This window comes from Curtobacterium sp. ABR8, from assembly GCF_057812125.1.
Window position 1 is genome coordinate 1,308,246 of record NZ_CM173818.1, and the last position, 23,726, is coordinate 1,331,971.

The 23,726-nt window shown below is 71.0% G+C and carries 21 protein-coding genes; 16 read left to right on the plus strand and 5 right to left on the minus strand.

Features of this window, described 5'->3' with window-relative positions; all coding sequences use genetic code 11:
* Positions 1-86: 86 nt before the first annotated feature.
* From ACXKZB_RS06345 to ACXKZB_RS06375, 7 genes are all read left to right on the plus strand, one after another.
* Positions 87-1,673, plus strand: coding sequence for a peptide ABC transporter substrate-binding protein (locus ACXKZB_RS06345; protein WP_488825228.1), 1,587 nt, complete (start codon positions 87-89; stop codon positions 1,671-1,673).
* Positions 1,674-1,681: 8 nt separating this feature from the next.
* Complete coding sequence (locus ACXKZB_RS06350) at positions 1,682-3,082, plus strand: M14 family zinc carboxypeptidase (protein ID WP_488825229.1); 1,401 nt, start codon at positions 1,682-1,684, stop codon at positions 3,080-3,082.
* The gene (locus ACXKZB_RS06355; RefSeq protein WP_488825230.1) at positions 3,082-4,023 is read left to right on the plus strand and encodes an ABC transporter permease; all 942 of its coding nucleotides are present in this window, start codon (positions 3,082-3,084) and stop codon (positions 4,021-4,023) included. Before ACXKZB_RS06350 ends, ACXKZB_RS06355 begins: the two co-directional genes overlap by 1 nt.
* Positions 4,020-4,910, plus strand: a complete 891-nt coding sequence (locus ACXKZB_RS06360; RefSeq protein WP_123313444.1) for an ABC transporter permease — start codon at positions 4,020-4,022, stop codon at positions 4,908-4,910. The genes ACXKZB_RS06355 and ACXKZB_RS06360 overlap by 4 nt, the downstream gene beginning before the upstream one ends.
* A gap of 86 nt (positions 4,911-4,996) precedes the next feature.
* Positions 4,997-6,406, plus strand: a complete 1,410-nt coding sequence (locus ACXKZB_RS06365; RefSeq protein WP_488825232.1) for a serine hydrolase — start codon at positions 4,997-4,999, stop codon at positions 6,404-6,406.
* Positions 6,403-6,969: a GbsR/MarR family transcriptional regulator gene (locus tag ACXKZB_RS06370; protein WP_396290583.1), complete on the plus strand. Its 567-nt coding sequence runs from the start codon at positions 6,403-6,405 to the stop codon at positions 6,967-6,969. The genes ACXKZB_RS06365 and ACXKZB_RS06370 overlap by 4 nt, the downstream gene beginning before the upstream one ends.
* Positions 6,966-8,618, plus strand: coding sequence for a dipeptide ABC transporter ATP-binding protein (locus ACXKZB_RS06375; protein ID WP_488825234.1), 1,653 nt, complete (start codon positions 6,966-6,968; stop codon positions 8,616-8,618). The genes ACXKZB_RS06370 and ACXKZB_RS06375 overlap by 4 nt, the downstream gene beginning before the upstream one ends.
* A 66-nt stretch (positions 8,619-8,684) precedes the next feature.
* Here ACXKZB_RS06375 and ACXKZB_RS06380 read toward each other — a convergent pair whose 3' ends face one another.
* The gene (locus ACXKZB_RS06380) at positions 8,685-9,266 is read right to left on the minus strand and encodes a hypothetical protein (protein ID WP_488825235.1); all 582 of its coding nucleotides are present in this window, start codon (positions 9,264-9,266) and stop codon (positions 8,685-8,687) included.
* A gap of 9 nt (positions 9,267-9,275) precedes the next feature.
* Entirely contained in the window at positions 9,276-9,872 is a 597-nt protein-coding gene (locus ACXKZB_RS06385; RefSeq protein WP_488825237.1) for a helix-turn-helix domain-containing protein, read from the minus strand.
* A 332-nt stretch (positions 9,873-10,204) separates the two neighbouring features.
* Between ACXKZB_RS06385 and ACXKZB_RS06390 the strand changes: the two genes are divergently transcribed.
* From ACXKZB_RS06390 to ACXKZB_RS06400, 3 genes are read left to right on the plus strand one after another with little or no spacing between them, the layout of a single operon-like run.
* Positions 10,205-11,761, plus strand: a complete 1,557-nt coding sequence (locus ACXKZB_RS06390; protein ID WP_488825239.1) for a sensor histidine kinase — start codon at positions 10,205-10,207, stop codon at positions 11,759-11,761.
* Between the two features lie 39 nt (positions 11,762-11,800).
* Complete coding sequence (locus tag ACXKZB_RS06395) at positions 11,801-12,463, plus strand: response regulator transcription factor (protein ID WP_111084503.1); 663 nt, start codon at positions 11,801-11,803, stop codon at positions 12,461-12,463.
* A gap of 13 nt (positions 12,464-12,476) precedes the next feature.
* Complete coding sequence (locus ACXKZB_RS06400; protein WP_488825241.1) at positions 12,477-13,340, plus strand: EamA family transporter; 864 nt, start codon at positions 12,477-12,479, stop codon at positions 13,338-13,340.
* Between the two features lie 8 nt (positions 13,341-13,348).
* Here ACXKZB_RS06400 and ACXKZB_RS06405 read toward each other — a convergent pair whose 3' ends face one another.
* From ACXKZB_RS06405 to ACXKZB_RS06415, 3 genes are all read right to left on the minus strand, one after another.
* Positions 13,349-13,501: a hypothetical protein gene (locus tag ACXKZB_RS06405; RefSeq protein ID WP_159572741.1), complete on the minus strand. Its 153-nt coding sequence runs from the start codon at positions 13,499-13,501 to the stop codon at positions 13,349-13,351.
* Between the two features lie 102 nt (positions 13,502-13,603).
* On the minus strand, positions 13,604-13,936 hold the full coding sequence (locus ACXKZB_RS06410; protein ID WP_488825243.1) for a hypothetical protein: 333 nt from the start codon (positions 13,934-13,936) through the stop codon (positions 13,604-13,606).
* Between the two features lie 106 nt (positions 13,937-14,042).
* Positions 14,043-15,074, minus strand: a complete 1,032-nt coding sequence (locus ACXKZB_RS06415) for a LacI family DNA-binding transcriptional regulator (RefSeq protein WP_456795777.1) — start codon at positions 15,072-15,074, stop codon at positions 14,043-14,045.
* Positions 15,075-15,189: 115 nt separating this feature from the next.
* Here ACXKZB_RS06415 and ACXKZB_RS06420 point away from each other — a divergent pair, with 115 nt between their 5' ends.
* Genes ACXKZB_RS06420 through ACXKZB_RS06445 form a run of 6 tightly spaced genes read left to right on the plus strand, consistent with a single transcriptional unit; the run spans position 15,190 to position 23,709 of the window.
* Entirely contained in the window at positions 15,190-16,482 is a 1,293-nt protein-coding gene (locus tag ACXKZB_RS06420) for an ABC transporter substrate-binding protein (RefSeq protein ID WP_488825244.1), read from the plus strand.
* A complete protein-coding gene (locus ACXKZB_RS06425) occupies positions 16,482-17,360 on the plus strand; it encodes a carbohydrate ABC transporter permease (protein ID WP_123673340.1) in 879 nt (292 codons plus the stop codon). Before ACXKZB_RS06420 ends, ACXKZB_RS06425 begins: the two co-directional genes overlap by 1 nt.
* Positions 17,357-18,331: a carbohydrate ABC transporter permease gene (locus ACXKZB_RS06430; protein ID WP_221180565.1), complete on the plus strand. Its 975-nt coding sequence runs from the start codon at positions 17,357-17,359 to the stop codon at positions 18,329-18,331. Before ACXKZB_RS06425 ends, ACXKZB_RS06430 begins: the two co-directional genes overlap by 4 nt.
* Positions 18,331-19,716: a glycoside hydrolase 5 family protein gene (locus tag ACXKZB_RS06435; protein ID WP_488825245.1), complete on the plus strand. Its 1,386-nt coding sequence runs from the start codon at positions 18,331-18,333 to the stop codon at positions 19,714-19,716. The genes ACXKZB_RS06430 and ACXKZB_RS06435 overlap by 1 nt, the downstream gene beginning before the upstream one ends.
* Positions 19,717-19,748: 32 nt before the next feature.
* Positions 19,749-22,757 (plus strand): alpha-mannosidase, encoded by a 3,009-nt coding sequence (locus ACXKZB_RS06440; RefSeq protein WP_488825247.1) that lies wholly within the window; start codon positions 19,749-19,751, stop codon positions 22,755-22,757.
* A gap of 28 nt (positions 22,758-22,785) precedes the next feature.
* Positions 22,786-23,709, plus strand: a complete 924-nt coding sequence (locus tag ACXKZB_RS06445) for an endo-beta-N-acetylglucosaminidase H (protein WP_488825249.1) — start codon at positions 22,786-22,788, stop codon at positions 23,707-23,709.
* Positions 23,710-23,726 lie beyond the last annotated feature (17 nt).

The window sequence follows — 23,726 nt, forward strand, 5'->3', positions numbered from 1 at the left end:
GTTTCAGAGTTCATTGAAAGAAGCATTGTGCCGGGGGTCGCTGCGGGCCTAGCTTCACTCATCAACGACGACCCGGAGGAGACCCCATGCGACGCAGGACCATCGCCACGCTGGCCACGGCGGCCACGCTGGCACTCGTGGTGACCGGCTGTTCGGCGAGCGGCACGGCCGACTCCGACGGCGGATCGAGCCTGGTGTACGCCACCGGCGAGCCCGACCACCTGACGCCCGGACGACAGACCGTCGCGTTCGACCAGGTGCAGAGCCTGTTCGCACCGCTGACGCAGACCGACGCGAAGGGCGAGCTCCACGACGTCGCCGCGAAGAGCGTCGAGAGCGACGACGCCACCACGTGGACCATCACGCTCCGGGACGGCTGGACGTTCCAGAACGGCGAGGCCGTCACCCCGGAGAGCTACGTGACGGCCTGGAACCACGTCGCCTACGGACCGAACGCGTGGGAGAACAGCGGGCAGCTCGCCGCGATCGTCGGGTACACGGACCTCAACCCGGCGAAGGGCACCCCGAAGACGAAGGAGATGTCGGGGCTCAAGGTCACCGGCAAGGACACCTTCACGGTCACGCTCACCCACGCCGACAGCCAGTTCCCGCTCCAGCTCAGCCAGGCCCAGACGGCGTTCTACCCGATGCCGTCCGCCGCGTACGACGACCTGAAGGCGTACGACAAGAAGCCGATCGGCAACGGCCCCTACGAGATGCAGTCGGCGTGGAAGGCGGACAAGGAGTTCACCGTCACCGCGTGGAAGGACTACGAGGGGACGAAGCCGGTCACGAAGGACGTCACGTTCCGGAGCTACTCCGACATGAACACCGCCTACACCGACGTCCTCGCGGGCAACGCCGACGTGCTGTTCCTGCCGACCGACAAGATGACCAGCGCGGAGGCCGACTTCGGCGACCGCCTGCACTCCTTCGACGCCCCCGGCATCGACTACCTCGGGTTCCCGCTCTGGGACGACCGGTACTCCGACCCCGACGTCCGACGCGCGATCTCGATGTCGATCGACCGCGACGAGGTGAACACCGCCATCTACGGCGGCCTGTACGACCCCGCCACCGCGCTCACGCCGCCGTCGATGTCCGGCACGGAAGAGGGCATCTGCGGCGAGGCGTGCGAGTTCGACCCCGCCGCGGCCAAGAAGCTCCTGGCGAAGTCCGGCGGCTTCGACGGCACGATCACCCTCGTCTACCCCGGCGGCAGCGGCCTCGACTCGCTCTACGAGGCGTACGCCAACCAGATCCGGCAGAACCTGGGCGTCGACACCGTCGCGAAGGCCACCACCGACTGGGCCTCGTACTACTCCGAGCTGACGGACAAGAAGGTCGCCGGCCCGCACTTCGGCCACTGGGGCGCGCTGTACATCAGCCAGCAGAACACCCTCCGCGCCCTGTTCACCACGGCCGGCGGCTGCGCACCCTGCACCGGGTACTACCAGTCCGACACCGTGGACGCCCTGCTCGCGAAGGCCGACTCGGCCGGGTCCCAGGACGAGGCGAACGAGTACTACACGAAGACGCAGGAGGCCGTGCTCGAGGACTTCCCCGTCGTCCCGACCTTCTTCGACAAGTACTCCTACGTGACGAGTGACAAGGTCACGAAGCTCCCCGCGGTCGCCGGCAGCCCGGTCGTCACGCAGATCGCCGTGAAGTAGGGCACCGCATGGACCAGCGCACCATCCTCCGTCTGGCGGCCGAGGTCCCCGACCGCGACGGCTTCCCGCTCGTCGACGACCTGCACGCCCGGTTCGACGCGCTCGCCGCGGCCCACCCGGACCGGGTCACGGTCACCCGGATCGGCACCAGCCGGCTCGGTGAACCGCTGCACTCCTACCGGATCGGCACCGGGTCGCACGCCGCCGTCGTGGTCGGCGGCGTGCACCCGAACGAACCGATCGGCTCGTGGACGGCCCTGCACCTCGCCGAGACGATGACCACCGACGACGAGGCCCGTGCGCTCGACGTCACCTGGCACATCGTCCCGACGATCGACCCGGACGGCATGCGGCTCAACGAGGCCTGGTTCCACGACCCGCACGACCGGGTGTTCTACTCGCGGCACTTCTACCGCCCGGCCCCGGACAGCCAGGTGGAGTGGACGTTCCCGAACAGCTACCGGTCGGTGTACTTCGACCAGGTGCTGCCCGAGACGCTCGCGTTCATGCGGCTCATCGACGACACCGAGCCGGACCTGCTGGTGTCGCTGCACAACGGCGAGATGGGCGGGGTCTACTACTACCTGTCCGAGGACCTGCCCGACGTCGTCGACACCCTGCACGCGGTACCGGCCGCGCTCGGGCTGCCGCTCGACACCGGGGAGCCGGAGTCGCCGTTCCTGCGTGCACTCGCCCCCGCGGTGTTCGCGATGGACGGGATCGAGACCGCGTACGACTACCTCGAAGGACTCGGGGTCGATCCGGGCGAGCACATCCACGGCGCGTCGAGCGCAGCGTGGGCGATGCGGCACGGGGCGCTGTGCATGGTCGCCGAACTGCCGTACTGGAGCCATCCGGACGCCGACGACCAGACCCCGACCGACGAGTCGTACGCCGACCTGCTCCGGCGCTGCTCCGCCGAGCTCGGTGCCTCGGGCGAGGAACTCCAGCAGCTCCTCGACGAGGCGTCGCCGATGCTGTCGATCGAGTCGCCGTTCCTCGAGGCCTCGCGCGCCTTCGTGCCGATGCTCGTCAGCACGGCCGACACGGACCGCCGTCGCGCCGACCGCGAGCCGGCCGAGCGGATGGCCACGGTCGCGGAGCGTTTCGGCTGCGAGGACCTGGTCCGCTGCTTCCGACTGCGCTACGGCGGCATGCTGCTCCGTGCGGTCGAGGCGGAGACCACCGCCGGCACGGCGTCCGCGCCGCTCCGGCGCCTGTGCGACCGCCTGGTGGAGCGGTACGCGCGCTGGCAGGCGGACGCGTCCACGGACGCCCAGCCGATCCCGGTGCGGAAACTGGTGGGGGTGCAGTACGGGGCGATCCTCGCCTGCGCGAGCCACGTGTCGGACCCGGCCCGCGCCTCCCGTCCGCCCCTGGTCACCACGAGCAGGTCGGGAGGCGCGTGATGCGTCCGACGCTCGCCGTCGGTCGCCGGCTCGGCGGCCTGGCCATCGTGTTCCTCGGGGTGACGTTCCTCATCTACGCGATGACCTTCGCGCTGCCCGGCGACCCGATCAAGGCGCTCGGCGGCGAGCGACCGCTCAGCGACGCGGTCGTCCGCACGCTCCGCGCCGAGTACCACCTGGACCAGCCGCTCTGGCTGCAGTACGTGCAGTACCTCGGCGGGCTGTTCCGCGGCGACTTCGGTACCGACTTCAACGGGCAGTCCGTCGGCGAGCAGATGGCGTCGCGCTGGCCGGTCACGATCACCCTGGCGCTCACCGCCTGGGCCCTCGAGATCGTCCTGGGCATCGGGCTCGGGGTGCTCTCCGCCCTGCGGCGCGGCACCGCCCTCGACAAGACGGTCCTGGTCGGCACCATCGTCGTCGGCGCGATCCCCGTGTTCGTCCTCGGGGTCGCCCTGCAGCTGGTGTTCTCGGTGCGGCTGCACTGGTTCCCGGTCGCCGGCGTCACCGCGGGCTGGCCGACGGCGTACATCCTGCCGGCGTTCGTCATCGCGCTGTTCGGCCTCGCCGCGGTGTCCCGCCTCACCCGCACCTCGATGATCGAGACGCTCGACGCCGACTACGTCCGAACCGCACGGGCCAAGGGGCTCGCGCCCGGTCGGATCGTCGGCGTGCACGTGATGCGGAACTCGCTCATCCCCACCGCCACCTACCTGGCGACCGACCTCGGGTACCTGATGGGCGGCACCGTGATCATCGAGGGCATCTTCAACCTGCCCGGCGTCGGCAACCTGCTGTTCCAGGGCATCCGGTCGCACGAAGGCGCGGTCGTCGTCGGCATCTCGACCGCGCTCATCCTGGTGTTCCTCGTCACGAGCGTGCTCGTCGACCTGCTGCACGCCGCCCTCGACCCCCGCGTCCGGACCGGAGCAGCCGCATGACCACCTCAGCGCTCAGCGCCACCGTCGAACCCGTCGTCGGCGGTCGCCGCCGGCCCCTGCTGGCTGCGGCCCGCACCCCCGGCTTCTGGGTACCCGCCTCGGTCCTGGTCGTCGTGCTGCTCGTCGCGTCGTTCCCGCAGCTGTTCGCCGGACTGTTCGGCCACGGCGACCCCCGGGTGTGCGACCTCGGGCAGAGCGGCGCCTCGCCGACCGGCGGGCACCCGTTCGGCTTCGACCTGCAGGGCTGCGACGTGTACGCCAACGTCGTGTACGGCACCCGGTCGTCGATCGCCGTCGCGGTGCTCACCACCGTGCTCGCCGGCATGGTCGCCGTCGTCGTCGGGACGATCGCGGGCATGGTCGGCGGCTGGGTCGACGCCGTGCTCGCCCGCCTGACCGACGTGTTCCTCGGCTTCCCGTTCCTGCTCGGCGCCGTCGTGGTGCTCAACAGCGTGGGGGAGCGCTCGGTGCTCACCGTGTCGCTCGTGCTCGCACTGTTCGGGTGGCCGACGATGGCCCGGCTCGTGCGGTCGAGCGTCCGCAGCGTGCGGAACGCCGAGTTCGTGCTCGCCGCCCGCACGATGGGGCTGTCCACCTGGCGGATCACCACCCGGTACGTCCTGCCGTCGTCGATCTCGCCGCTGCTCGTGCTCGCGACGATCACCGTCGGCGGCGTCATCGTGTCCGAGTCGTCGCTGACCTACCTCGGCATCGGGCTCGAGAGCCCCGCGATCTCGTGGGGACTGCAGCTCTCCGCCGCGACCTCGCAGTTCCTCCGCGCCCCGCACATGCTCATCGCACCCGCCACGTTCCTCGCCGTGACCGTGCTCTCCGTCATCGCGCTCGGCGACACGCTGCGCGCCGCGCTCGACCCGCGGCGGCGCTGACACGCACGGCGCGCGCCGCGTCGCGGCGGGCACCGCCGCGGCCGACGCGCCAGACTCGCTGCAGAACCGTTCTCGAAAGGACCACCGTGACCGACACCCTCTCCGCGTACCGGAAGACCCTGCCCTACGTCCACGAGTGGGTGTCGTACAAGGTCTGGCAGCTCCGGGTGCCCGGCGTGCAGGTCGCCATCGGGTTCGGCGGCGAGGTGCTGTTCGACGAAGCCTGGGGCTACGCCGACGTCGAGGCCGGGCGTCGCCTGACCACCACCGACCTGTTCCGCATCGCCTCGCACTCGAAGACCTTCACCGCGACGGCCCTGCTCCAGCTCGCCGAGCGCGGGTCGCTCCGGCTCGACGACACCGTCGGCACGTACATCCCCGCCCTCGTCGACGGCGGCTCCCCGCTCGCCGACGCCACGATCCGGGAGCTCATGGAGATGGGCGCCGGGGTCATCCGCGACGGCCACGACGGCGACTACTGGTCGCTCCTGCGGCCGTTCCCCGACGAGCAGGAGCTGCTGGCGCTCGTGCTCGACCGCGGTCAGAAGGTCCCCACCGGGTCGTCCTTCAACTACTCGAACCTCGGCTACTCGCTGCTCGGACTCGTCATCGCCGCGGTCTCCGGCCGGTCCTACAACGACTTCGTCCGCGAGTCCATCACCGAACCCCTGGGACTCCGCAACACCGGCCCGGACTGGGACCCCACCCGTGCCGACGACTTCGTGGTCGGGTACACCGGGTTCCACACCGCGCGGCGCCGGCAGCGCATCGACCACGTGGACACCCGCGCGATGGCCGCCGCCACCGGGTTCCACGGCACCGCCTCCGACCTGGTCAGGTACTTCTCGCAGCACGTCATCGGGCACGGCAGCCTGCTCGACGACCACTCGAAGCGCCTCGCGCAGCGCAAGGCCTGGAGCGCCACCGACGACCCGGCCGCCCGCGGGTACGGCGCCGGCTTCATCGTCGACCGCATCGGAGGCCGTGAGGTCCGCGGCCACTCCGGCGGGTTCCCCGGACACATCACGCAGTCGCTGTTCGACCCGGCATCGGGCCTCGTCGTCTCCGTGATGACGAGCGCTGCCGCCGGACCCGCCACCCTCATCGCCACCGCCGTCGTGCAGATGCTCGACGCCGCGGCGGACGCGTCCGCGCCCGGCACCCCCGTGCCCGACGACGTCGACACCGCCGCGTACACCGGCCGCTTCGCCAACCCGTGGGGCGTCAGCGACATCGCCCGCATCGGCGACCGGCTCGTCGAGGTCGACCCGTCCGGACCCGAACCGCTCGACACCCCCACCCGGCTCGAGGTCGTCGACGCGGACACGCTCCGGATGACGCACGGCAACCGCTTCGGTTCGATCGACGAGGACATCACCTTCACGCGCGACGCCGACGGTACCGTCCGGTCGATCCGCGCCGGTGGCGGCATGACCGAGGAACCGTGGACGATCCCGACCGAGTCGCCCGAAGTCGCGGCGGGGCTGGCACCGTGAGCGGCGTCGACGGTCGGGACGACGGTGTCGGGCACGACGACGTCGTGCTCGAACCCGAGCGGCAGGCGTTCGTCGAGGAGTTCGCCCTGATGCTCAACGACGGTGCGGGCATGCCCCTCACCGACGCCCGCGTGCTCGGCTACCTCATGATGACCCGCGCGCCGCACTCGTCCTCCGCCGACCTGCAGGACGCCCTCGGCGCCAGCTCGGGCTCGGTGTCGATGGCCACGCGACGGCTCGTCGACTCGGGGTTCGTGAAGCGCCACATCGTCGCCGGCGAACGCAGCCACTACTTCCGTGCCGAGGCGGACGTCTGGGGTTCCTGGCTCGCGAGCGAGCGGAAGTACCTCGACCGGCAGCGCGACATCATCGGCCGCGGACTCACCGTCGTCGAGGCCGCGGGCCGCACCGGCGAGGGCGACGTCGACGCCGAGGTCCGCGAGCGCCTGCTCAACGGCCGCGACTACATGCAGTGGCTGCAGGGGTACCACCGCAAGATGCTCGAGGAGTGGGAGGCGTTCAAGGCCGCCCGCGACCACACCGACCGTTCGGAGACCCCATGACCGACGTCCTGACCGTCGACCACCTGTCCGTGACCTTCGACGTCGACGGCGCCGAGGTCCGCGCGGTCGACGACGCCTCGTTCACCGTCGGCCGCGGGGAGGTCGTCGCCGTCGTCGGGGAGTCCGGGTCGGGCAAGAGCATGACCGCGATGACGGCGATGGGGATCGCCCCCGACGGCGCGCGCGCCTCCGGCAGCATCCGGCTCGGCGACCTCGAGGTCATCGGCTCCGACGAGCGCACCCTGCGCGGGGTCCGGGGCCGCAGCGTGTCGATGGTCTTCCAGGACCCGTCGGCCGCGCTCAACCCGGTGTTCACCGTCGGGTTCCAGCTGGCCGAGGCCGTCCGCCGCGCCGACGCCTCGCACGACCGCGCCGCCGTCCGCGAACGATCGCTCGAACTCCTGCGCGCCGTCGAGGTGCCGGAACCCGAAAGCCGACTCGGCCAGTACCCGCACGAGCTCTCCGGCGGACAGGCGCAGCGCGTGATGATCGCGATGGCGCTCGCCGCCGACCCCGACCTGCTCATCGCCGACGAGCCGACGACCGCACTCGACGTCACGGTGCAGGCCGAGGTGCTCGACGTCCTGCGTGCGCTGCGGGAACGCACCGGCACCGCGATCCTCCTCATCACCCACGACATGGGCGTCGTCGCCGACATCGCCGACCGCGTGGTCGTCATGCGCCGCGGTCGCGTCGTCGAGACGGGCACCGTCGCCGCGGTCTTCGCCGCGCCGTCCGCCGAGTACACCCGCGACCTGCTCGCTGCGGTCCCACGCATGGGCACCGGGTCCGGCCAGGAGGCCCGGGTCGACCCCGTCACGGAGGCCCCCTCGGTCGTCCTCGACGTCCGGCACCTCGTGGTCGAGTACGGCGGTGCGCTGCGCGGGCGGTTCCGCGCGGTCGACGACGTGTCCTTCACGGTCGGTCGCGGTGAGATCGTCGGACTCGTGGGGGAGTCCGGCAGCGGCAAGACCACCATCGGCCGCGCGGCCGTGGGACTCGCACCGATCACGTCCGGATCGGTCGTCGTCGAGGGCACCGACGTGGCGGTCGCCCGGCGAGCAGCTCGTCGCGAGATGCGGCGACACGTCGGTGTGGTCTTCCAGAACCCGCTCCGGTCGCTCAACCCGCGGTACACGGTCGGACAGACCGTCGCCGAGCCGCTCCGGCAGGTCCTGCGCCTGCCGTCGGCGCAGATCGACGAACGGGTGGACCGGCTGCTCGCCGACGTCGGCCTGGACGGCGGGTACCGTGAGCGCTTCCCGCACGAGCTCTCCGGCGGGCAACGGCAGCGCGTCGCGATCGCCCGCGCGGTCGCGCTCGACCCCGCACTGCTCATCGCCGACGAGCCCACGAGCGCCCTCGACGTCTCGGTGCAGGCGCGGGTGCTCGACGTCTTCCGGGAACTGCAGGAGCGCCTGGGCTTCGCGTGCCTGTTCGTCACGCACGACCTGGCCGTGGTCGACACGCTGTGCGACCGGGTCGTCGTGCTGCACGGCGGGGAGGTCGCCGAGCAGGGGACCCGCGACGCCATCCTCCGGTCGCCGCAGGACCCCTACACGCGCCGGCTCATCCAGGCCGCGCCGGTACCCGACCCGGCCGAGCAGGCCGTCCGCCGGTCCGAGCGCCTGGCGGCACGGGTCGGCTGAGGGGCGCACGGAGGCTCGGCGCAGCTGCGGGGTCGGCGCAGCTGCGGGGTCGGCGTCCGTGTGGCGTCAGCGCACCTCGGCTGAGACCCACAGGGCGTTCGCGCCCCGGCCGACCGGACGCAGGAGCGGGACGGCGACGAGCACCGTCGCCGCCAGGTACGCCACGGTCTGCAGCAGCCCCGGGACGGCCAGCACGATGCCCAGCGCCTCCTGTGGGGTCGCCAGGATCAGCACCGTGTTGGACAGGAGCGCCGCGACGAACCACAGCGACGCCGCCACGGTGACGACCCAGCCGAAGGCCCGCTGCACGCCGTCCTCGTTCCGGACGGTGAGCACACCGAACGCCACGAGCGCACCCTGCGCGACCACGAGGAGCACCTCGGTGGCCCAGCCCGGCGCCGGCCACAGGAGCGCGAACGCCAGGACCGACACCGCGAACGCGAGCGCCCGGCGGTCCCGAGCGCGCACCGCTGCGACGAGCACGACCGCAGCTGCCAGCCCGGCGAGCGCCGTGGCGGCGAGGAGCAGCCCGTTCGGCAGGTCCCACGACGCGAGCCAGATCGTCCCCACCAGGCCGCGCGCCCCGAACACGACCGCTGCGACGACTGCCGCGGCCGAGACCACCCGAACCCCCGTGGTGTTCTGCATGCCCGCACACTACGCGCTCGTCGTGCGGCGGGGGAAGCACGATCTGTCCGGGCGGCTGACGGCCCTGGTTCGGGAACCGCGGGATCCGTGGACCAGAACCGTCAGAAGCGCCGAGGGAGGTCGGTCTCCGGTGCGCGGACCCGTTGCAGCGCGCGTCGCATGGAGGCGGTGGTGCTGAAGCCGAAGCGTGCAGCGACCTCGCCGGAACCACCGCCCGAGCTGGGCCGGCGTGCAGCCCGCGGTCTCGGTGCACCGACGTTCGAGCGTGCGCACCGACATACGGACGCCGTCGAGCAGATCCGCGGTCGAGTGTCCGCCCGTAGCGTCGAAGAGCCGGTCGAGGACCCTTGCCAGGCTGTTGTCGCGAAGGAACGGCGGCGGGTTGTCGTGGAGGACGGTCGTGACCACGAGTCGCGCGAGTGCATCCTGCTGCACGCCGTGCCACCGGCCGCCGTCGAGGTGACCGACGTGACGCAGCGCCAGCACGACGTCCGCCGAGGGGAAGCCCGCGGGCTGCGTGGTGGCGATCGGCGGGAGCGCGAGGACCTCGGCAGCGAACGGCCCGAGCGTCGCCGATCCGACGACGACACCGGTGTCGGCGAACAAGGCCTCGTGCGGGAAGTCGTACGAAGGAGCAGTGCGAGGTGGGGCTCTCCGCCCGGGGTCGGAGCCGATCGACGTCGTCGGGTGCTGCTCGACCAGGATCGAGATCGAGCGTCCAGTGGTCGTCGTCGGATCGGATCTCCTCGCCGGAGCCGACCTCGAGGCCGACGGCGTCGATCAGTGCTCGGAGTGCGTCGCCCATCACCACGAGCATGTCGTGCGGATCGCCCCGCGACGGTCGACCTCGGGCGATCTGTGCAGAGGGGGGATAACCCCACCCGGGTTGGGGAGGGGGCAGGATGGGGGAACGGCCCCGTGATCGCGAGGCTGGAGTCATGACCGACACCGACCGCCTCGACCAGGCGCGAACCGTCCCGCTGGACGACGTCACGCCCTCGCCCGACCAGGCCCAGACCGTGCCGCTGGGCGACTCCGTCCCACCTGGAGCCACCAAGCCGATGCCGCAGTACCCGCGACAGCACGACCAGCAGACGCCGCCGGCGTCGTGGGGCGCGACCCCGCCGAACGGATCGGCACCCGTCGGCGGCCACGGCCGCGGTCCGGGTTCCGGCATGACCGCCGGTGCGTTCTACCGCGAGTCCTGGAAGCGCCTGCCGCGCGACTTCGGCTACATGGCCCTGACGGCCGTGCTGCTGTGCACCCTGTACGTCGCGTTCCCCGCAGCGATCTTCGGTGGAGGCTTCCGCGACCTGTTCAACCCGTTCGTGCTGCTGATGTTCTTCATCGCGCTGTTCGTGGCGCGGTGGCTCGGACAGTTCGAGAAGCTCCGCATCGGATGGGCAGACCGGCGTCCGATCCGGCCGGTGGACTGGACGCCCCGCTGGCAGCAGAACTGGTGGACGCGCACGGGGTCCGCGGTCGCCAACCCGCACTACTGGCTCTACCTGCTGCACGCAGCGGTCGTGTACCCGCTCGTCGCCCTGGTGACCGTCGGGGCCGGAGCGATCCTGCTCGCCGGGTTCCTCTGGCCGATCGCCGTCGGCGGGTTGTTCCTGCTCAACAACGTCCGGTCCGGGTACTTCCCGGACGGCATCGGGTTCGCCACGGGCATCGGGTTCCTCGGGCTGCTGTCGATGGCGGCCTCGGTCGTGCTGTTCCCGCTGTGGGCCCGCGGCTCGGTCATCGCGCACTACTGGGTGGACTTCGGCCTGCTCGGCGGGTTCCGTGCGGAGCAGCTCGAGCAGCGCGTCGCCGGACTGCAGGCCTCACGTGCCGGTGCGGTGACCGCCGAGGGACAGGCGCTGCGCCAGATCGAGCGCGACCTGCACGACGGCCCCCAGCAGCGCCTGGTGCGGCTCCGGATGGACCTGTCCGCCGCCGAGCGCGCGTTCGAAAAGGACCCGAAGAAGGCGAAGCAGCTGATCGGCGAGGCATCGGAGCACGCGCAGGACGCCCTCGACGAACTGCGTGCGCTGTCCCGCGGGTTCGCCCCGCCGATCCTGCTCGACCGCGGGCTCGTGGCGGCCCTCGAGGCGCTCGTCGCCCGCACGCCGATCCCGGTCGGCCTCGACGTCCGTCTGCCCGAGGGCCTCGAGCTCGCGACGGAGATCCAGCGCAACGTGTACTTCACGGTGAGCGAGCTCCTGACGAACACCATGAAGCACGCCGGTGCGACGACCGCCGGGGTGTACCTCGGGCTCGTGGTCGACGCCTCCGGGCTCTGGTACCTGACCGTCAGCGTCACCGACGACGGCCGTGGTGGCGCCCGACCCCAGCAGGGCCACGGCATCGAGGGCCTGATCGGCCGGATGCGCGCGCTCGACGGCGACCTGGTCGTCGCGAGCCCCGAGGGCGGACCCACCGAGGCCACGGCCCGCATCCCGCTCGGCGCCCTGAACGGCGTCCCCACGACGGCGAACCCGCGGTCGTGACCCCACGGGAGCGCCCGCGCTCCCACTAGGCTGGTCGGCATGACAGACGGCCCGGATGCAGCACGCATCCGGGCCGTCGTCGTCGACGACGCCGTCCTGCTGCGCGAGGGCTTGGCCCGCGTGCTCGACGAAGCCGGCATCGACGTCATCGGGCAGTACGCCGACGCCCGCGCGTTCCTCGCGACGCTGCCCGACGGCGCTCCCGACGTCGTGGTCATGGACGTCCGGATGCCGCCGACCTTCACCGACGAAGGCGTCCGCGCGGCCGTCGAGACCCGCCGGATCGCCCCGCGCACGGGCGTGCTCCTGCTCTCGCAGTACGTCGAGGCCACCTACGCCGAAGACGTCCTCGCCGCCGGCGCGACGGGCATCGGCTACCTGCTCAAGGACCGCGTCACCAGGCTCGAGGAGATCGACGACGCCGTGCGCCGGATCGCGGCCGGTGGCACCGTGCTCGACCCCGAGGTCGTCACGCAGTTGATGAGCCGTCGGCGCGACCCCCTCGCCGCGCTCACCCCTCGTGAACGCGACGTGCTCGGCCTGATGGCCGAGGGGCGCACGAACGCAGCCATCGCCCGCGCGCTCGTCATCGGCACCGGCGCCGTCGAGAAGCACGTGTCGAGCATCTTCGGCAAGCTCGCGCTCGAGGACACCGGTGAGGACCACCGCCGCGTCCTCGCCGTGCTCGCGTACCTCGGATGACCCGGGCGCGCGGATGAACCAGGCCCGCGGCACCGATCGGGTCCCGGCTCCGCTGCTCGCCCTCACCGCGATGGTGTCCGTCCAGCTCGGCGCCGCGATCGCGAAGACCCACTTCGACGACGTCGGCGCGGTCGGGGCCGCGGCGCTCCGGCTCGTCATCGGTGCGGTGGTGCTCGCCCTGGTCGTCCGTCCCCGCGTCCGGCACTGGACCCGCGCGCAGTGGGTCGGTGCCGTCGGTCTCGGGCTGGCGCTCGGCGGGATGAACGTCTTCATCTACCTGGCGTTCGCGAGCATCCCGATCGGGGTCGCGGTGACGATCGAGTTCCTCGGCCCGCTCGCCCTGTCCCTCGTGCACACCCGACGCTGGCGGGACGCGCTCTGGGCTGCCCTGGCGCTCGCCGGCGTCGTGCTGCTCGGGGTCGGCCCGAGCGCCGTGACCGAGGTCGGCGGGGTCGTCTGGGCCGTGCTCGCGGCGGCGTGCTGGGCGGGCTACATCGTGATGAACCGGCACGTCGGCGCGGCGATCCCCGGGGTCGACGGCCTGGTGGTGTCGATGGTGGTCGCGATGCTCGTGTCGCTGCCGTTCGGGCTCACGTCCGCGGTGGACGGCGTGGTCCGCGAACCCGTGCTCCTGCTGGTCTTCGGTGCGGTCGCGGTGTTGTCGAGCGTGCTGCCCTACGCCCTCGAGATGGCGGCGTTGCGGCGGATGCCGACGCGGGTGTTCGGCGTCCTGCAGAGCCTCGGCCCGGCGATCGCCGCGCTGGCCGGCCTCGTGGTGCTCAGCGAGGGGCTGTCGGTGCTGGAGACGGTGGCGCTGGTGTGCGTCACCGCTGCGAGCGTCGGCGTCACGCTCTCGGCGCGACGCCGACGCCGCTGAACGACCGTCTACTCGTCGCCGAGGAAGTCGGCGTACGTGGGTTCCGTGTGCTCGCCCGACAGCAGGGCGGGGTCGTTGACCCGGGCCTCGACGTAGGCGCTGATGACCTCGGGCGGGGTGAGCACGTGGGCGACCCAGGACGGCACCGCGGTGTTCTTCATGGTGCCTCCTCGTTCCGGAGCGGCACTCGAACGAATGCCTCGATCAGTGAGTTACTTACCGAACCGGTGTTCGCCAAACGATCCTCGGGGTGCGACCGGAAGTCAACGCGCTGCGTTCTGCGGACTCCGGATCGCGCGTTCCGACTGGTCGGCGCGCAGGGTGCGGTGCTTCACGGCGGACCGCCACACCCAGGCGTCCGCCTGCTGTCCGAACTGCGCCCACTCGACCATGACGGCATCGCGGGTCCAGCTCTTGGCGAAGGCCTTCACCCGGACGTGGAAGGTCGGGAACTGGATCCACGCCCAGACCGGCACCGGGGTGACGGCGTGGCAGACGTCGGGCCCGCGGGCGTCCTCGGACAGCGAGTAGGCGCGCGGACGTTCGACCTCCGGGTGTTCCGGGGGCTGCCACCGGTTCTCGCGACGCCGTCCCACGACGGTATTCGAACGTGTGTTCGAACGGGAGTCAAGTCCGCCGCGCGCAGTGGACCTCGGTCGGACGCCCGCTGGGCGTGTCGCAGCGGAGCGCCGGTGCGGCGTCTCAGGACCCGGCGCGCGCCGTCGACTCCCGGACGCTCAGTGTCAGCGGTGGCCCGGGGCGTGACGGCAGCGGCGCGTCGGCGTCGATCTGCGCGCGCAGGAGCGTCGCCGCCCGCTGCCCGAGCTCCACGGTGTCGCGGGTCAGCGAGGTGATGGACGGCCGGACCAGCTGGATCATCGCCGAGTCGTCGAACGACACGATCGAGACGTCGGTCGGCACGGCGACGCCCATCTCGCTCGCGACCCCGAGCCCGGCCACCGCCAGGACGTCGTTGTCGTAGACGATCGCCGTCGGTCGGCTGCTGCGGGACAGCAGCGTGCGGGTCGCACTCGCACCGGCCTCGGCCGAGTAGTCGGTCGGGATCGACACGGCGTCGGCGAGCCCCTCGGCCGCGGCGAACGCCCGGACGCGGCCGATCCGCATGGCGGTGTGCTCGAACTCGGGGCGCCCGGCGACGTGCGCGATGCGTCGGTGCCCGAGCGCGTGCAGGTACCGCAGGACGGTGTCCGTCGCGTCACCGTCGTCGATCCACACGCTCGGTGCGGAGCCCTCAGGCGACGGGTGGGACCCGACGACGACCGTGGGCATGCCGAGTTCGGCGAGCAGGGTCAACCGGTCGTCGTCGCGCCGCGGGTCGATGACGACCACCCCGTCGACGCGGTGCCCACGCCACCACGCCCGGTAGGTCTCGAGTTCCTCGGCAGCGTCGCGCGCCACGAGCAGGTTCATCCCGACGTGGGTGCCGGCGAGTCCGAGCTGGATGCCGGAGATCAGGTCGCCGAAGAACGACTCGGTGCCGAGGGTGCGGGCCGGGCGGTTCAGCACGAAGCCGATCGAGCCGGCCTTGGCGCCGCCCAGTGCGCGGGCTGCGGTGTGCGGTTGCCAGTCGAGTTCGCGGGCGATCGCGCGCACGCGAGCACGGGTCTCGTCGGACACACCGGGGCGGTCGTTCAGGGCGAACGAGACCGCGCTGACGGACACGCCGGCACGCGCGGCGATGTCGGAGATCGTCGTTCGACGGTTCGCGGCCACAGGCTTGACTATAGCGTTTTAGTCCTTCATAGTCACTGCCACGAGCGGGTTCGGGGACAGGAACTGAACCGGTTCAGCACACTGACGAAGCAGGATGACGAGGGAGTCAGACGCCATGAGGACCACCACACGTGCGACGAGGAGCCGTGCTGCGGCGCTGCTCGTAGGAGCTGCCGCCACGGCACTCGTCCTGACCGGCTGCTCGGGCGGCAGCACCGCGGCCGACAACGGCGGCGGGGAGATCAGCGGGTCGATCACGCTGCAGACGTGGGCGCTCACGCCGACGTACACGGACTACCTGAACGGGGTGATCGCCGACTTCGAGAAGGCCCACCCGGACGCGAAGGTGAAGCTGCAGGACCAGCCGGGCGACGGCTACGCCGACAAGGTGCTCAGCCAGGCGTCGTCGAACTCGTTGCCCGACGTCATCAACCTGCCGCCGGACATCGCCCTGCCGCTCGCCAAGCGCGGGTTCCTGCAGGACGTCGCGAAGGACGACACCGAGCTCGCGAGCACCTACGTCGCCGGTGCGTTGGACTCGTACGAGTACAAGGGCGTGGACGGCACGTTCGGGTACCCCTGGTACCTCAACACCGACGTCGACTACTGGAACGCGACGATGTTCGCGAAGTGCGGCCTCGACGCGGAGAACCCGCCGAAGACCACCGACGAGCTGTTCACGCAGGCGAAGACCATGCACGAGAACTGCCCGACCGACTACCTGATGAGCCGCAAGCCCGGCCTCGGCGACTTCACCCTGGCAGGCGTCAAGGTCCTCAACGCGGACGGGACGAAGTTCACCTTCGCCGACTCGTCGAAGGCCGCCGACCTGATCGAGCGGTACAAGGACGCGTACCAGGACGGCTACATGCCCTCGAACGTGCTGAACAGCGACTACCTCGGCAACTCGACGCTGTTCACGCAGCAGAAGGTCGCGTGGACCACCGGTGGCGCCACCTCGCTCGCCGACTTCGAGAAGAACAACCCGTCGCTCAAGGGCAAGGTCACCGTCAGCCCGGCGCTCGACACCCCGCCGCTGTACGTGCAGGGGCTGTCGGTGTCGGCGAAGTCGAAGCACCTCGCCACGGCTGAGGCGTTCGCGAAGTTCATGACGAACGCGAAGAACCAGGAGGCGTTCGCGCACCAGGTCAACATCTTCCCGTCGACCACGTCGTCGCAGTCCGACCCGTACTTCTCGAAGGACGACGGCACCGTGAACGGTGAGGCCCGCGTGCTGGCGAACGAGGCCCTGAAGACCGCGAAGGTCCTCAACCCGGTCGAGGCGAACTCCGCCATGACGGACTTCCTCGACCAGCAGATCGCCCTCGCCATGAAGGGCCAGGTCGCGCCGGAGCAGGCACTGCAGACGGCGCAGACCAAGATGAACAGCCTGCTGGCCAACGGCTGATGCGCGCCAACCGCTGGTTCACGCCCTGGCTGCTCGTCCTGCCGGCCCTCGTCTGGCTCGTCGCGTTCAGCCTCTGGCCGTCGATCAACACCGTCCGGCTGTCGTTCACGAACGCCAGCCCGCTGGGGGGCGTGAGCCAGTGGGTGGGTCTTGCGAACTTCGAGACCCTGCTGGCCGATCCGCAGGTGTGGGAGGCGCTGCTCAACAGCGTCATCTACATGGCGATCTGCCTGCCCCTGCTGACCGTGCTGCCGCTGCTCATCGCGGTGCTCGTCCAGCAGAAGCTCCCGGGGATCGCGTTCTTCCGCACGGCGTTCTACACGCCCGTCATCGCCTCGGCCGTGGTCGTCGGGCTCATCTGGACCTGGATCCTCGACGACCGCGGCGTCATCAACGAGATGGCGCAGGCGCTCGGCGTCGTACAGGGCAGCGTCCCGTTCCTGACCGACCGGTGGCTGCTGCTCCTCAGCGCGATCAGCCTGACGGTCTGGAAGGGCCTCGGCTACTACATGATCATCTTCCTCGCGGCCCTCGGGAACGTCGGCAAGGACCTGCACGAAGCGGCCGCCCTCGACGGCGCCGGATCGGTGCGACGGTTCTGGTCGGTCACCATGCCGGGGGTCCGCGGCACCATGACGCTCGTCGGGATCCTGGTGTGCGTCTCCGCGCTCCGGGTGTTCAGCGAGCTCTACATCCTCACCAACGGCACCGGTGGACCCGGCGGGCAGGACAACTCGCTCGTCATGCTCATCCAGCAGTACGCCCGCGGTTTCACCGGCAACCTCGGGTACGCGTCCGCCCTGAGCCTCCTGCTCTTCGTCGTGACGCTCATCCCGATGCTCGCCCTCGCGCGGATGAACAGCAAGGCGGACAAGTGACGAACACGACGACCACCGAACCCGCACTGGGCGGCGCGCGCGGTGCAGCCAGCCCGACGCCGGACGTGACCGGCGCGACGGACGCGGGACGGGCCTCCCGACCGAACGGGCGAGACGGACGCAAGCGCCGTCGCGCGGTCTGGGGCGTCATGTCCACCCGTGAGAAGGTGCTGCGCTACGTCCTGCTCATCGTGGTGCTCTTCATCACGATCGGCCCGTTCCTGTGGCAGCTGTCCACCTCGCTCAAGGGCGCCGGCGAGGACATCTACACCGCGAACCCGTCCTTCATCCCGACCGAGCCGACCTTCGAGAACTACCTCAAGGTGGCTGCCGCGATCCCGGTCTGGCGGTACATCGGCAACTCGTTGCTCGTCGCCGCGATCGACGTGTTCGGCAACATCGTCTTCGCGACGCTCGCCGGGTTCGCCCTGGCGCGACTGCAGTGGCGGCACCGCAAGCTCGTCCTCGGGCTGTTCCTCGCCACGCTCGTCCTGCCCGGTGAGGCGACGATCATCTCGCAGTTCGTCACCGTCAAGGACCTCGGCCTCGCCGACAACCTCGTCGGTGTCGCCCTGCCCGGGATGATCGCCGCGCTCAACGTGCTGCTCATGTTCAACGCGTTCCGGCAGATCCCGGAGGAGATCGACCAGGCTGCCGTGATGGACGGCGCGAACGCGATGCAGCGGCTGCGGTACATCTCGCTGCCCGCCGTGCAGGGGACGATCGCCGTCATCGCGATCTTCTCGTTCATCGGGGCGTGGGACGACTTCCTGTGGCCGCTCATCGTGCTGCAGTCGCCGGAGAACCTCACCCTGACCGTCGGGCTGCAGTACCTGCAGGGCACGTTCGCGACCGACCAGCGCATGATCGCCGCCGGCACCATGATCGCGTTCATCCCGATCGCCGTGATCTTCGCCGTCCTGCAACGCTTCTTCTTCAAGGGCGTCGAAGAGGGCGGTGTGAAGGGCTGATGCGCTTCGGGGTCAACTACACGCCCTCGGTCGGCTGGTTCCACTCGTGGCTCGACTTCTCGCAGTCGGACACCGCCAGGGACCTCGAGGCGATCGCCTCGCTCGGCGCCGACCACGTGCGGATCTTCCCGCTCTGGCCGGTCGTGCAGCCGAACCGGACGCTCATCCGGGCCTCGGCGCTGCAGGACGTCGCGACGGTCGTGGACATCGCCGGCTCGTTCGGGCTCGACGTCAACGTCGACGCCCTGCAGGGGCACCTGTCGAGCTTCGACTTCGTGCCCGCGTGGCTGGACAGCTGGCACCGCCGGAACATGTTCACCGACCCGGACGTGGTCGCGTCGACCGCGGCGTACGTCCGGGCGCTCGCCCGAGCGGTCGCGGACAAGCCGAACCTGCTCGGCATCACCATCGGCAACGAGGTGAACCAGTTCGCGCACGCGCCGCACCCCGCGCCGCACGACATCACGGCGGAGCAGGGCCACGCGTGGGCGGCGGCGATGGTCGCGGCGGCGCGTGACGGGCTGTCGGCCGGTCCGGCCGGTTCGTCCGGCGGGTCCGGCCTGGAGGCACGGCTCGACCCCGCCACGTCGGCGCCGTCCGGCGCCGGGTCGCGTCCACGGCCGCTGGTCACCGTCGCGCAGTACGACGCCGCCTGGTACGACGACGCGCAGCCCTTCGGCCCGGAGCACGCGGCGGACCACGGTGACGCCACCGTCACGCACTCGTGGGTGTTCAACGGCTCGGCAGCGCTGCACGGCGCACTCGGACCGGGATCGGTGCGGCACGGTGAGTACCTGCTCCAGCTCGCCGCCGCCTGGAACCGCGACCCCGCGCGGCCGAACTGGCTGCAGGAGGTGGGGGCGCCCACCAACGTCATCGCCCCGGAGGACGCCGCCTCGTTCACCGAGCAGACCATCCGGCACGTGCTCGGGGCGCAGCAGGTGCTCGGCGTCACGTGGTGGTGCTCGCACGACGTCGCCCGGTCGCTCGCCGACTTCCCGGAGCTCGAGTACGACCTCGGGCTCTTCACCAACGACGGCCGCGTCAAGCCGGCGGGTGAGGCCTTCGCCGCCGTCGCACGGTCAGGCGCCGCCGCCGCCGCCGCTGCGCCGCCGGCCACCGCGCTCGTGCTCGACGACGTGCTGCCCGACGGCTCGGACCGGCACGGGATGCGTGCCGACTGCGCCCCCGGAGGCCGGTTCGCCGCCGCCTGGCTCGCCGTCGCGTCGGCGGAACCGGACGGTCGCGGTCCGCAGGTCGTCCTCCGTTCCCGACTCGGCGACACCGAGATGCTCGCCGCCCGTGGCATCGACCGCTGCGTGGACGTGCCCGCCGACCTCGACTCCACCACCATCCGCGTCGCGCACCCCGCGACCACGCCCTGACCTGCGACAACGCCCCGACCCTGGAAGGCTCCATGCACGACGACATCCCCCTCACCACCGGACGGGCCCGCCGGGTCCTCGACGAGCGGATCACGCCCGCGGTGCACGCCACCGCCGTGCCGCTGGAGACCGCGTGGCACGAACTGCCCGGTGAGCCGATCACGCCGACCGAGGGCTTGCAGCTCGCCTTCGAACCGTACGAGGTGGGCACTCCGTGGGGTGCGGCTTGGGGCACCACGTGGTTCCGGCTGACCGGGACCGTGCCGACCGAGTGGGTCGGACGTCGGGTGGAGGCCGTGATCGACCTCGGGTTCGACAAGAACATGCCCGGGTTCCAGTGCGAGGGACTCGTCTACCTGGCCGACGGCACTCCCGTGAAGTCGATCAACCCGCGCAACCAGTGGGTCCTGGTCACCGAGCGGGCCGAGGATGGCGAGACGATCGAGCTCTTCGTCGAGGCCGCGTCGAACCCCGTCCTGCTCGACTACCACCCCTTCCTGCCGACGCAGGAGGGCGACGTGCAGACCTCGTCCTCGAAGCGCCTCTACGCCACCCGCCGGATGGACCTCGCCGTCTTCGAGTCCGAGGTGCACGAGCTCGCCCTGGATATCGACGTCCTGCTCGAGCTGCAGGCCGAGCTGCCCGAGGGCCCACGGCGGATGCGGATCCTGCAGGCCCTCGACGACGCGCTGGACCGGCTCGACCTGCAGCACATCGCCGCGACCGCCGGAGACGCCCGCGCGGCGCTCGCCGACGTGCTCGCCGCCCCCGCCGAGGCCTCCGCCCACACGATCTCGGCGATCGGCCACGCCCACATCGACTCCGCCTGGCTCTGGCCCGTGCGCGAGACCATCCGCAAGGTCGCCCGCACCACCTCGACGATGACCGAGCTCATCGACCAGACCGACGACTTCCTGTACGGCATGTCGAGCGCGCAGCAGTACGCGTGGATCAAGGAGCACCGCCCCGAGGTCTACGCCCGGGTCACGGCCGCGGTCGAGGCCGGCCGGTTCCTGCCGATCGGCGGCATGTGGGTCGAGTCCGACACCGTGATGCCGACCGGCGAGAGCATCGTCCGGCAGTTCTCGCAGGGACAGCGGTTCTTCGAGCGCGAGTTCGGCATCCGACCCAAGGGCGTCTGGCTGCCCGACAGCTTCGGGTACTCGCCGGCGCTGCCGCAGCTCATGCGTCGCGCGGGCTTCGAGTGGTTCTTCACGCAGAAGATCTCGTGGAACCAGGTGAACAAGTTCCCGCACCACACGTTCCTGTGGGAGGGCATCGACGGCTCGCGGGTGTTCTCGCACTTCCCGTCGATGGACACCTACAACTCCCGCCTGTCGGGCAGCGAGGTCGCGAAGGCCTCCCGCCAGTTCCGTGAGAACCGGCTCGCCACGGGCTCGATCGCACCGGTCGGCTGGGGCGACGGCGGCGGTGGCACGACCCGCGAGATGACCGGCACGGCCGCACGCCTTGCCGACCTCGAGGGCAGTGCGAAGGTCCGGTGGGAGCACCCTGACACGTTCTTCGACCGCGCGAAGTCCGAGCTGACCGACCCGCCGGTGTGGGTGGGGGAGCTGTACCTCGAGCTGCACCGCGCCACGCTGACCAGCCAGCACGGCACGAAGCAGGGCAACCGCCGGTGCGAGCAGCTGCTCATCGAGGCCGAGCTCTGGGCCGCGACCGCCGCCGCCCGCACCGACTTCGCCTACCCGTACGACGAACTCGACGCCCTGTGGCAGCAGGTCCTGCTCCAGCAGTTCCACGACATCCTGCCGGGCACCTCGATCGCCTGGGTGCACCGCGAAGCGGTGGCGAAGTACGCCGAGACGGCCGCGGCCCTGACCGCGATCATCGACCAGGCGCTCTCGGCGCTCGCCGGCACCGGACAGGCAGCCGTCGTCGTCAACCCGGCCCCGTTCCTCCAGGCCGGCGCACCCGCGCAGGGCGCGGTCCTGGCGACCGACGTGCCGGAAGCCACCGCCGTCACCCTGACCGCGCAGGACGGCGGGTACGTGCTGGCGAACGAGCTGGTGCGCGTCACCGTCACCGGCCAGGGGCTCGTCACGAGCGCCGTCGACCTGGCGAGCGGCCGCGAGGCGATCGCTGCCGGACAGGCCGCGAACCTGCTGCAGCTGCACCAGGACTTCCCGAACATGTGGGACGCGTGGGACGTCGACCGGTACTACCGGAACCGGGTCGAGGACCTCGTCGCGGTGACGTCGCTCGACGCGTCCGTCGATGCCGACGGCGTCGCGCGCGTCGTCGTCTCGCGGGCCTTCGGCGACTCGACCGTGCGCCAGGAGATCACGCTCGCGCCGGACTCCCGCACCCTCGAGTTCGACCAGACGACCGACTGGCACGAGACCGAGAAGTTCCTCAAGGTCGCGTTCCCGCTCGACGTCCGCGCCGAGCACACCGTCGCTGAGACGCAGTTCGGAGCACAGAAGCGGGTGACGCACACGAACACCTCGTGGGAAGCCGCGAAGTTCGAGACGTCGATGCACCGCTACGTGCTCGTGTCCGAGCCGGGCTTCGGTGTGGCGCTCGTGAACGACTCGATCCACGGGTTCGACACCACCCGCGACGCCGTCGACGGGCACGTCACCACCACCGTGCGGCTGTCGCTGCTGCGGGCACCGCGGTTCCCGGACCCCGAGACCGACCAGGGCGTGCAGACGCACCGGTACGGCATCGTCATCGGGACGGACCAGCTCGGGGCCACGGCGGCCGGTGTGCGGATGAACGCCGGCGCGCGGACGATCACCGGGGCGCACGGGTTCGCACCGCTCGTACGCGTGTCCGGCGGGGTCGTGCTGTCGAGCGTCAAGTTCGCCGACGACCGCTCCGGCGACCTGGTCGTGCGGGTGTACGAGCCGGTGGGGCGGCGGGGGACCGGTGGGGTCGCGGTGGACGGGCCGTTCGGTCCGGCTGCCGAGGTCACCCTGCTCGAAGAGCCGCTGGCCTCGGCCGGCACCGTCGACGCGTCCTCGTTCGCCGTCGACGCCTACGAGGTCCGCACCTTCCGCTTCCCACACAACTGAACGACCGACCCATTCAAGGAGGAATGACATGAAGAAGTCCATGAAGTTCGGGATCGTGGCGGCCATCGCCGCGATGGTGGCGGCACCGCTCGTGCCGTCCGCAGCGACGGCCGCGCCCGGTGCGGCCGCCGCGACTGCCATCGGCGCTGCCGCCGGAACCAAGTCCGGGCCGACGAGCATCGCCTACGTCGAGGTCAACAACGACCAGCTCGCCAACGTCGGCCGGTACACGCTGTCCGGTGGGGCGAACGCCTTCGACGTCGCGATCATCTTCGCGGCGAACATCAACTGGAACGGCTCCAAGGCCGTCCTGGTCAACAACGACAAGGTGCAGGCGACGCTCGACGACGCAGCGACGCAGATCAAGCCGCTGCAGGCGAAGGGCATCAAGGTGTCGCTGTCGGTCCTCGGCAACCACCAGGGCGCGGGCATCGCCAACTTCCCGACCCAGGCCGCGGCGTCGGACTTCGCGTCCCAGATCGCCGCCACCGTGTCGAAGTACGGACTCGACGGCGTCGACCTCGACGACGAGTACTCCGACTACGGCGCGAACGGCACCCCGCAGCCGAACCAGCAGTCCATCGGTTGGCTCATCACCGCGCTGCGTGCCCAGATGCCCGGCAAGCTCATCTCGTTCTACGACATCGGCCCGGCGTCGTCCTCGCTGTCGCAGTCGAGCAGCACCATCGGCTCGAAGCTCGACTACGCCTGGAACCCCTACTACGGGACGTACTCGGCGCCGTCGATCCCGGGGCTCGGCAAGGACCGGTTGTCGGCTGCCGCGGTGGACATCCAGAACACCTCGCAGTCGACGGCGGTGTCGCTCGCACAGCGCACGAAGGCCGACGGGTACGGCGTCTTCATGACGTACAACCTGCCGGGAGGCGACAAGTCCGCCTACGTCTCGGCGCTGACGCAGAAGCTGTACGGGCAGGCCGCGTCGTACCGCTGACGCGTTCGCGCTGACGG

Excerpts from the sequence above, each read along its gene's own strand:
- ACXKZB_RS06420 (WP_488825244.1), top strand. The coding sequence starts at position 15,190 with ATGAGGACCACCACACGTGCGACGAGGAGCCGTGCTGCGGCGCTGCTC.
- ACXKZB_RS06380 (WP_488825235.1), bottom strand. The coding sequence starts at position 9,266 with ATGCAGAACACCACGGGGGTTCGGGTGGTCTCGGCCGCGGCAGTCGTC.
- ACXKZB_RS06375 (WP_488825234.1), top strand. The coding sequence starts at position 6,966 with ATGACCGACGTCCTGACCGTCGACCACCTGTCCGTGACCTTCGACGTC.
- ACXKZB_RS06405 (WP_159572741.1), bottom strand. The coding sequence starts at position 13,501 with ATGAAGAACACCGCGGTGCCGTCCTGGGTCGCCCACGTGCTCACCCCG.
- ACXKZB_RS06440 (WP_488825247.1), top strand. The coding sequence starts at position 19,749 with ATGCACGACGACATCCCCCTCACCACCGGACGGGCCCGCCGGGTCCTC.
- ACXKZB_RS06395 (WP_111084503.1), top strand. The coding sequence starts at position 11,801 with ATGACAGACGGCCCGGATGCAGCACGCATCCGGGCCGTCGTCGTCGAC.
- ACXKZB_RS06350 (WP_488825229.1), top strand. The coding sequence starts at position 1,682 with ATGGACCAGCGCACCATCCTCCGTCTGGCGGCCGAGGTCCCCGACCGC.
- ACXKZB_RS06355 (WP_488825230.1), top strand. The coding sequence starts at position 3,082 with ATGCGTCCGACGCTCGCCGTCGGTCGCCGGCTCGGCGGCCTGGCCATC.
- ACXKZB_RS06425 (WP_123673340.1), top strand. The coding sequence starts at position 16,482 with ATGCGCGCCAACCGCTGGTTCACGCCCTGGCTGCTCGTCCTGCCGGCC.
- ACXKZB_RS06390 (WP_488825239.1), top strand. The coding sequence starts at position 10,205 with ATGACCGACACCGACCGCCTCGACCAGGCGCGAACCGTCCCGCTGGAC.
- ACXKZB_RS06435 (WP_488825245.1), top strand. The coding sequence starts at position 18,331 with ATGCGCTTCGGGGTCAACTACACGCCCTCGGTCGGCTGGTTCCACTCG.
- ACXKZB_RS06360 (WP_123313444.1), top strand. The coding sequence starts at position 4,020 with ATGACCACCTCAGCGCTCAGCGCCACCGTCGAACCCGTCGTCGGCGGT.
- ACXKZB_RS06345 (WP_488825228.1), top strand. The coding sequence starts at position 87 with ATGCGACGCAGGACCATCGCCACGCTGGCCACGGCGGCCACGCTGGCA.
- ACXKZB_RS06445 (WP_488825249.1), top strand. The coding sequence starts at position 22,786 with ATGAAGAAGTCCATGAAGTTCGGGATCGTGGCGGCCATCGCCGCGATG.
- ACXKZB_RS06400 (WP_488825241.1), top strand. The coding sequence starts at position 12,477 with ATGAACCAGGCCCGCGGCACCGATCGGGTCCCGGCTCCGCTGCTCGCC.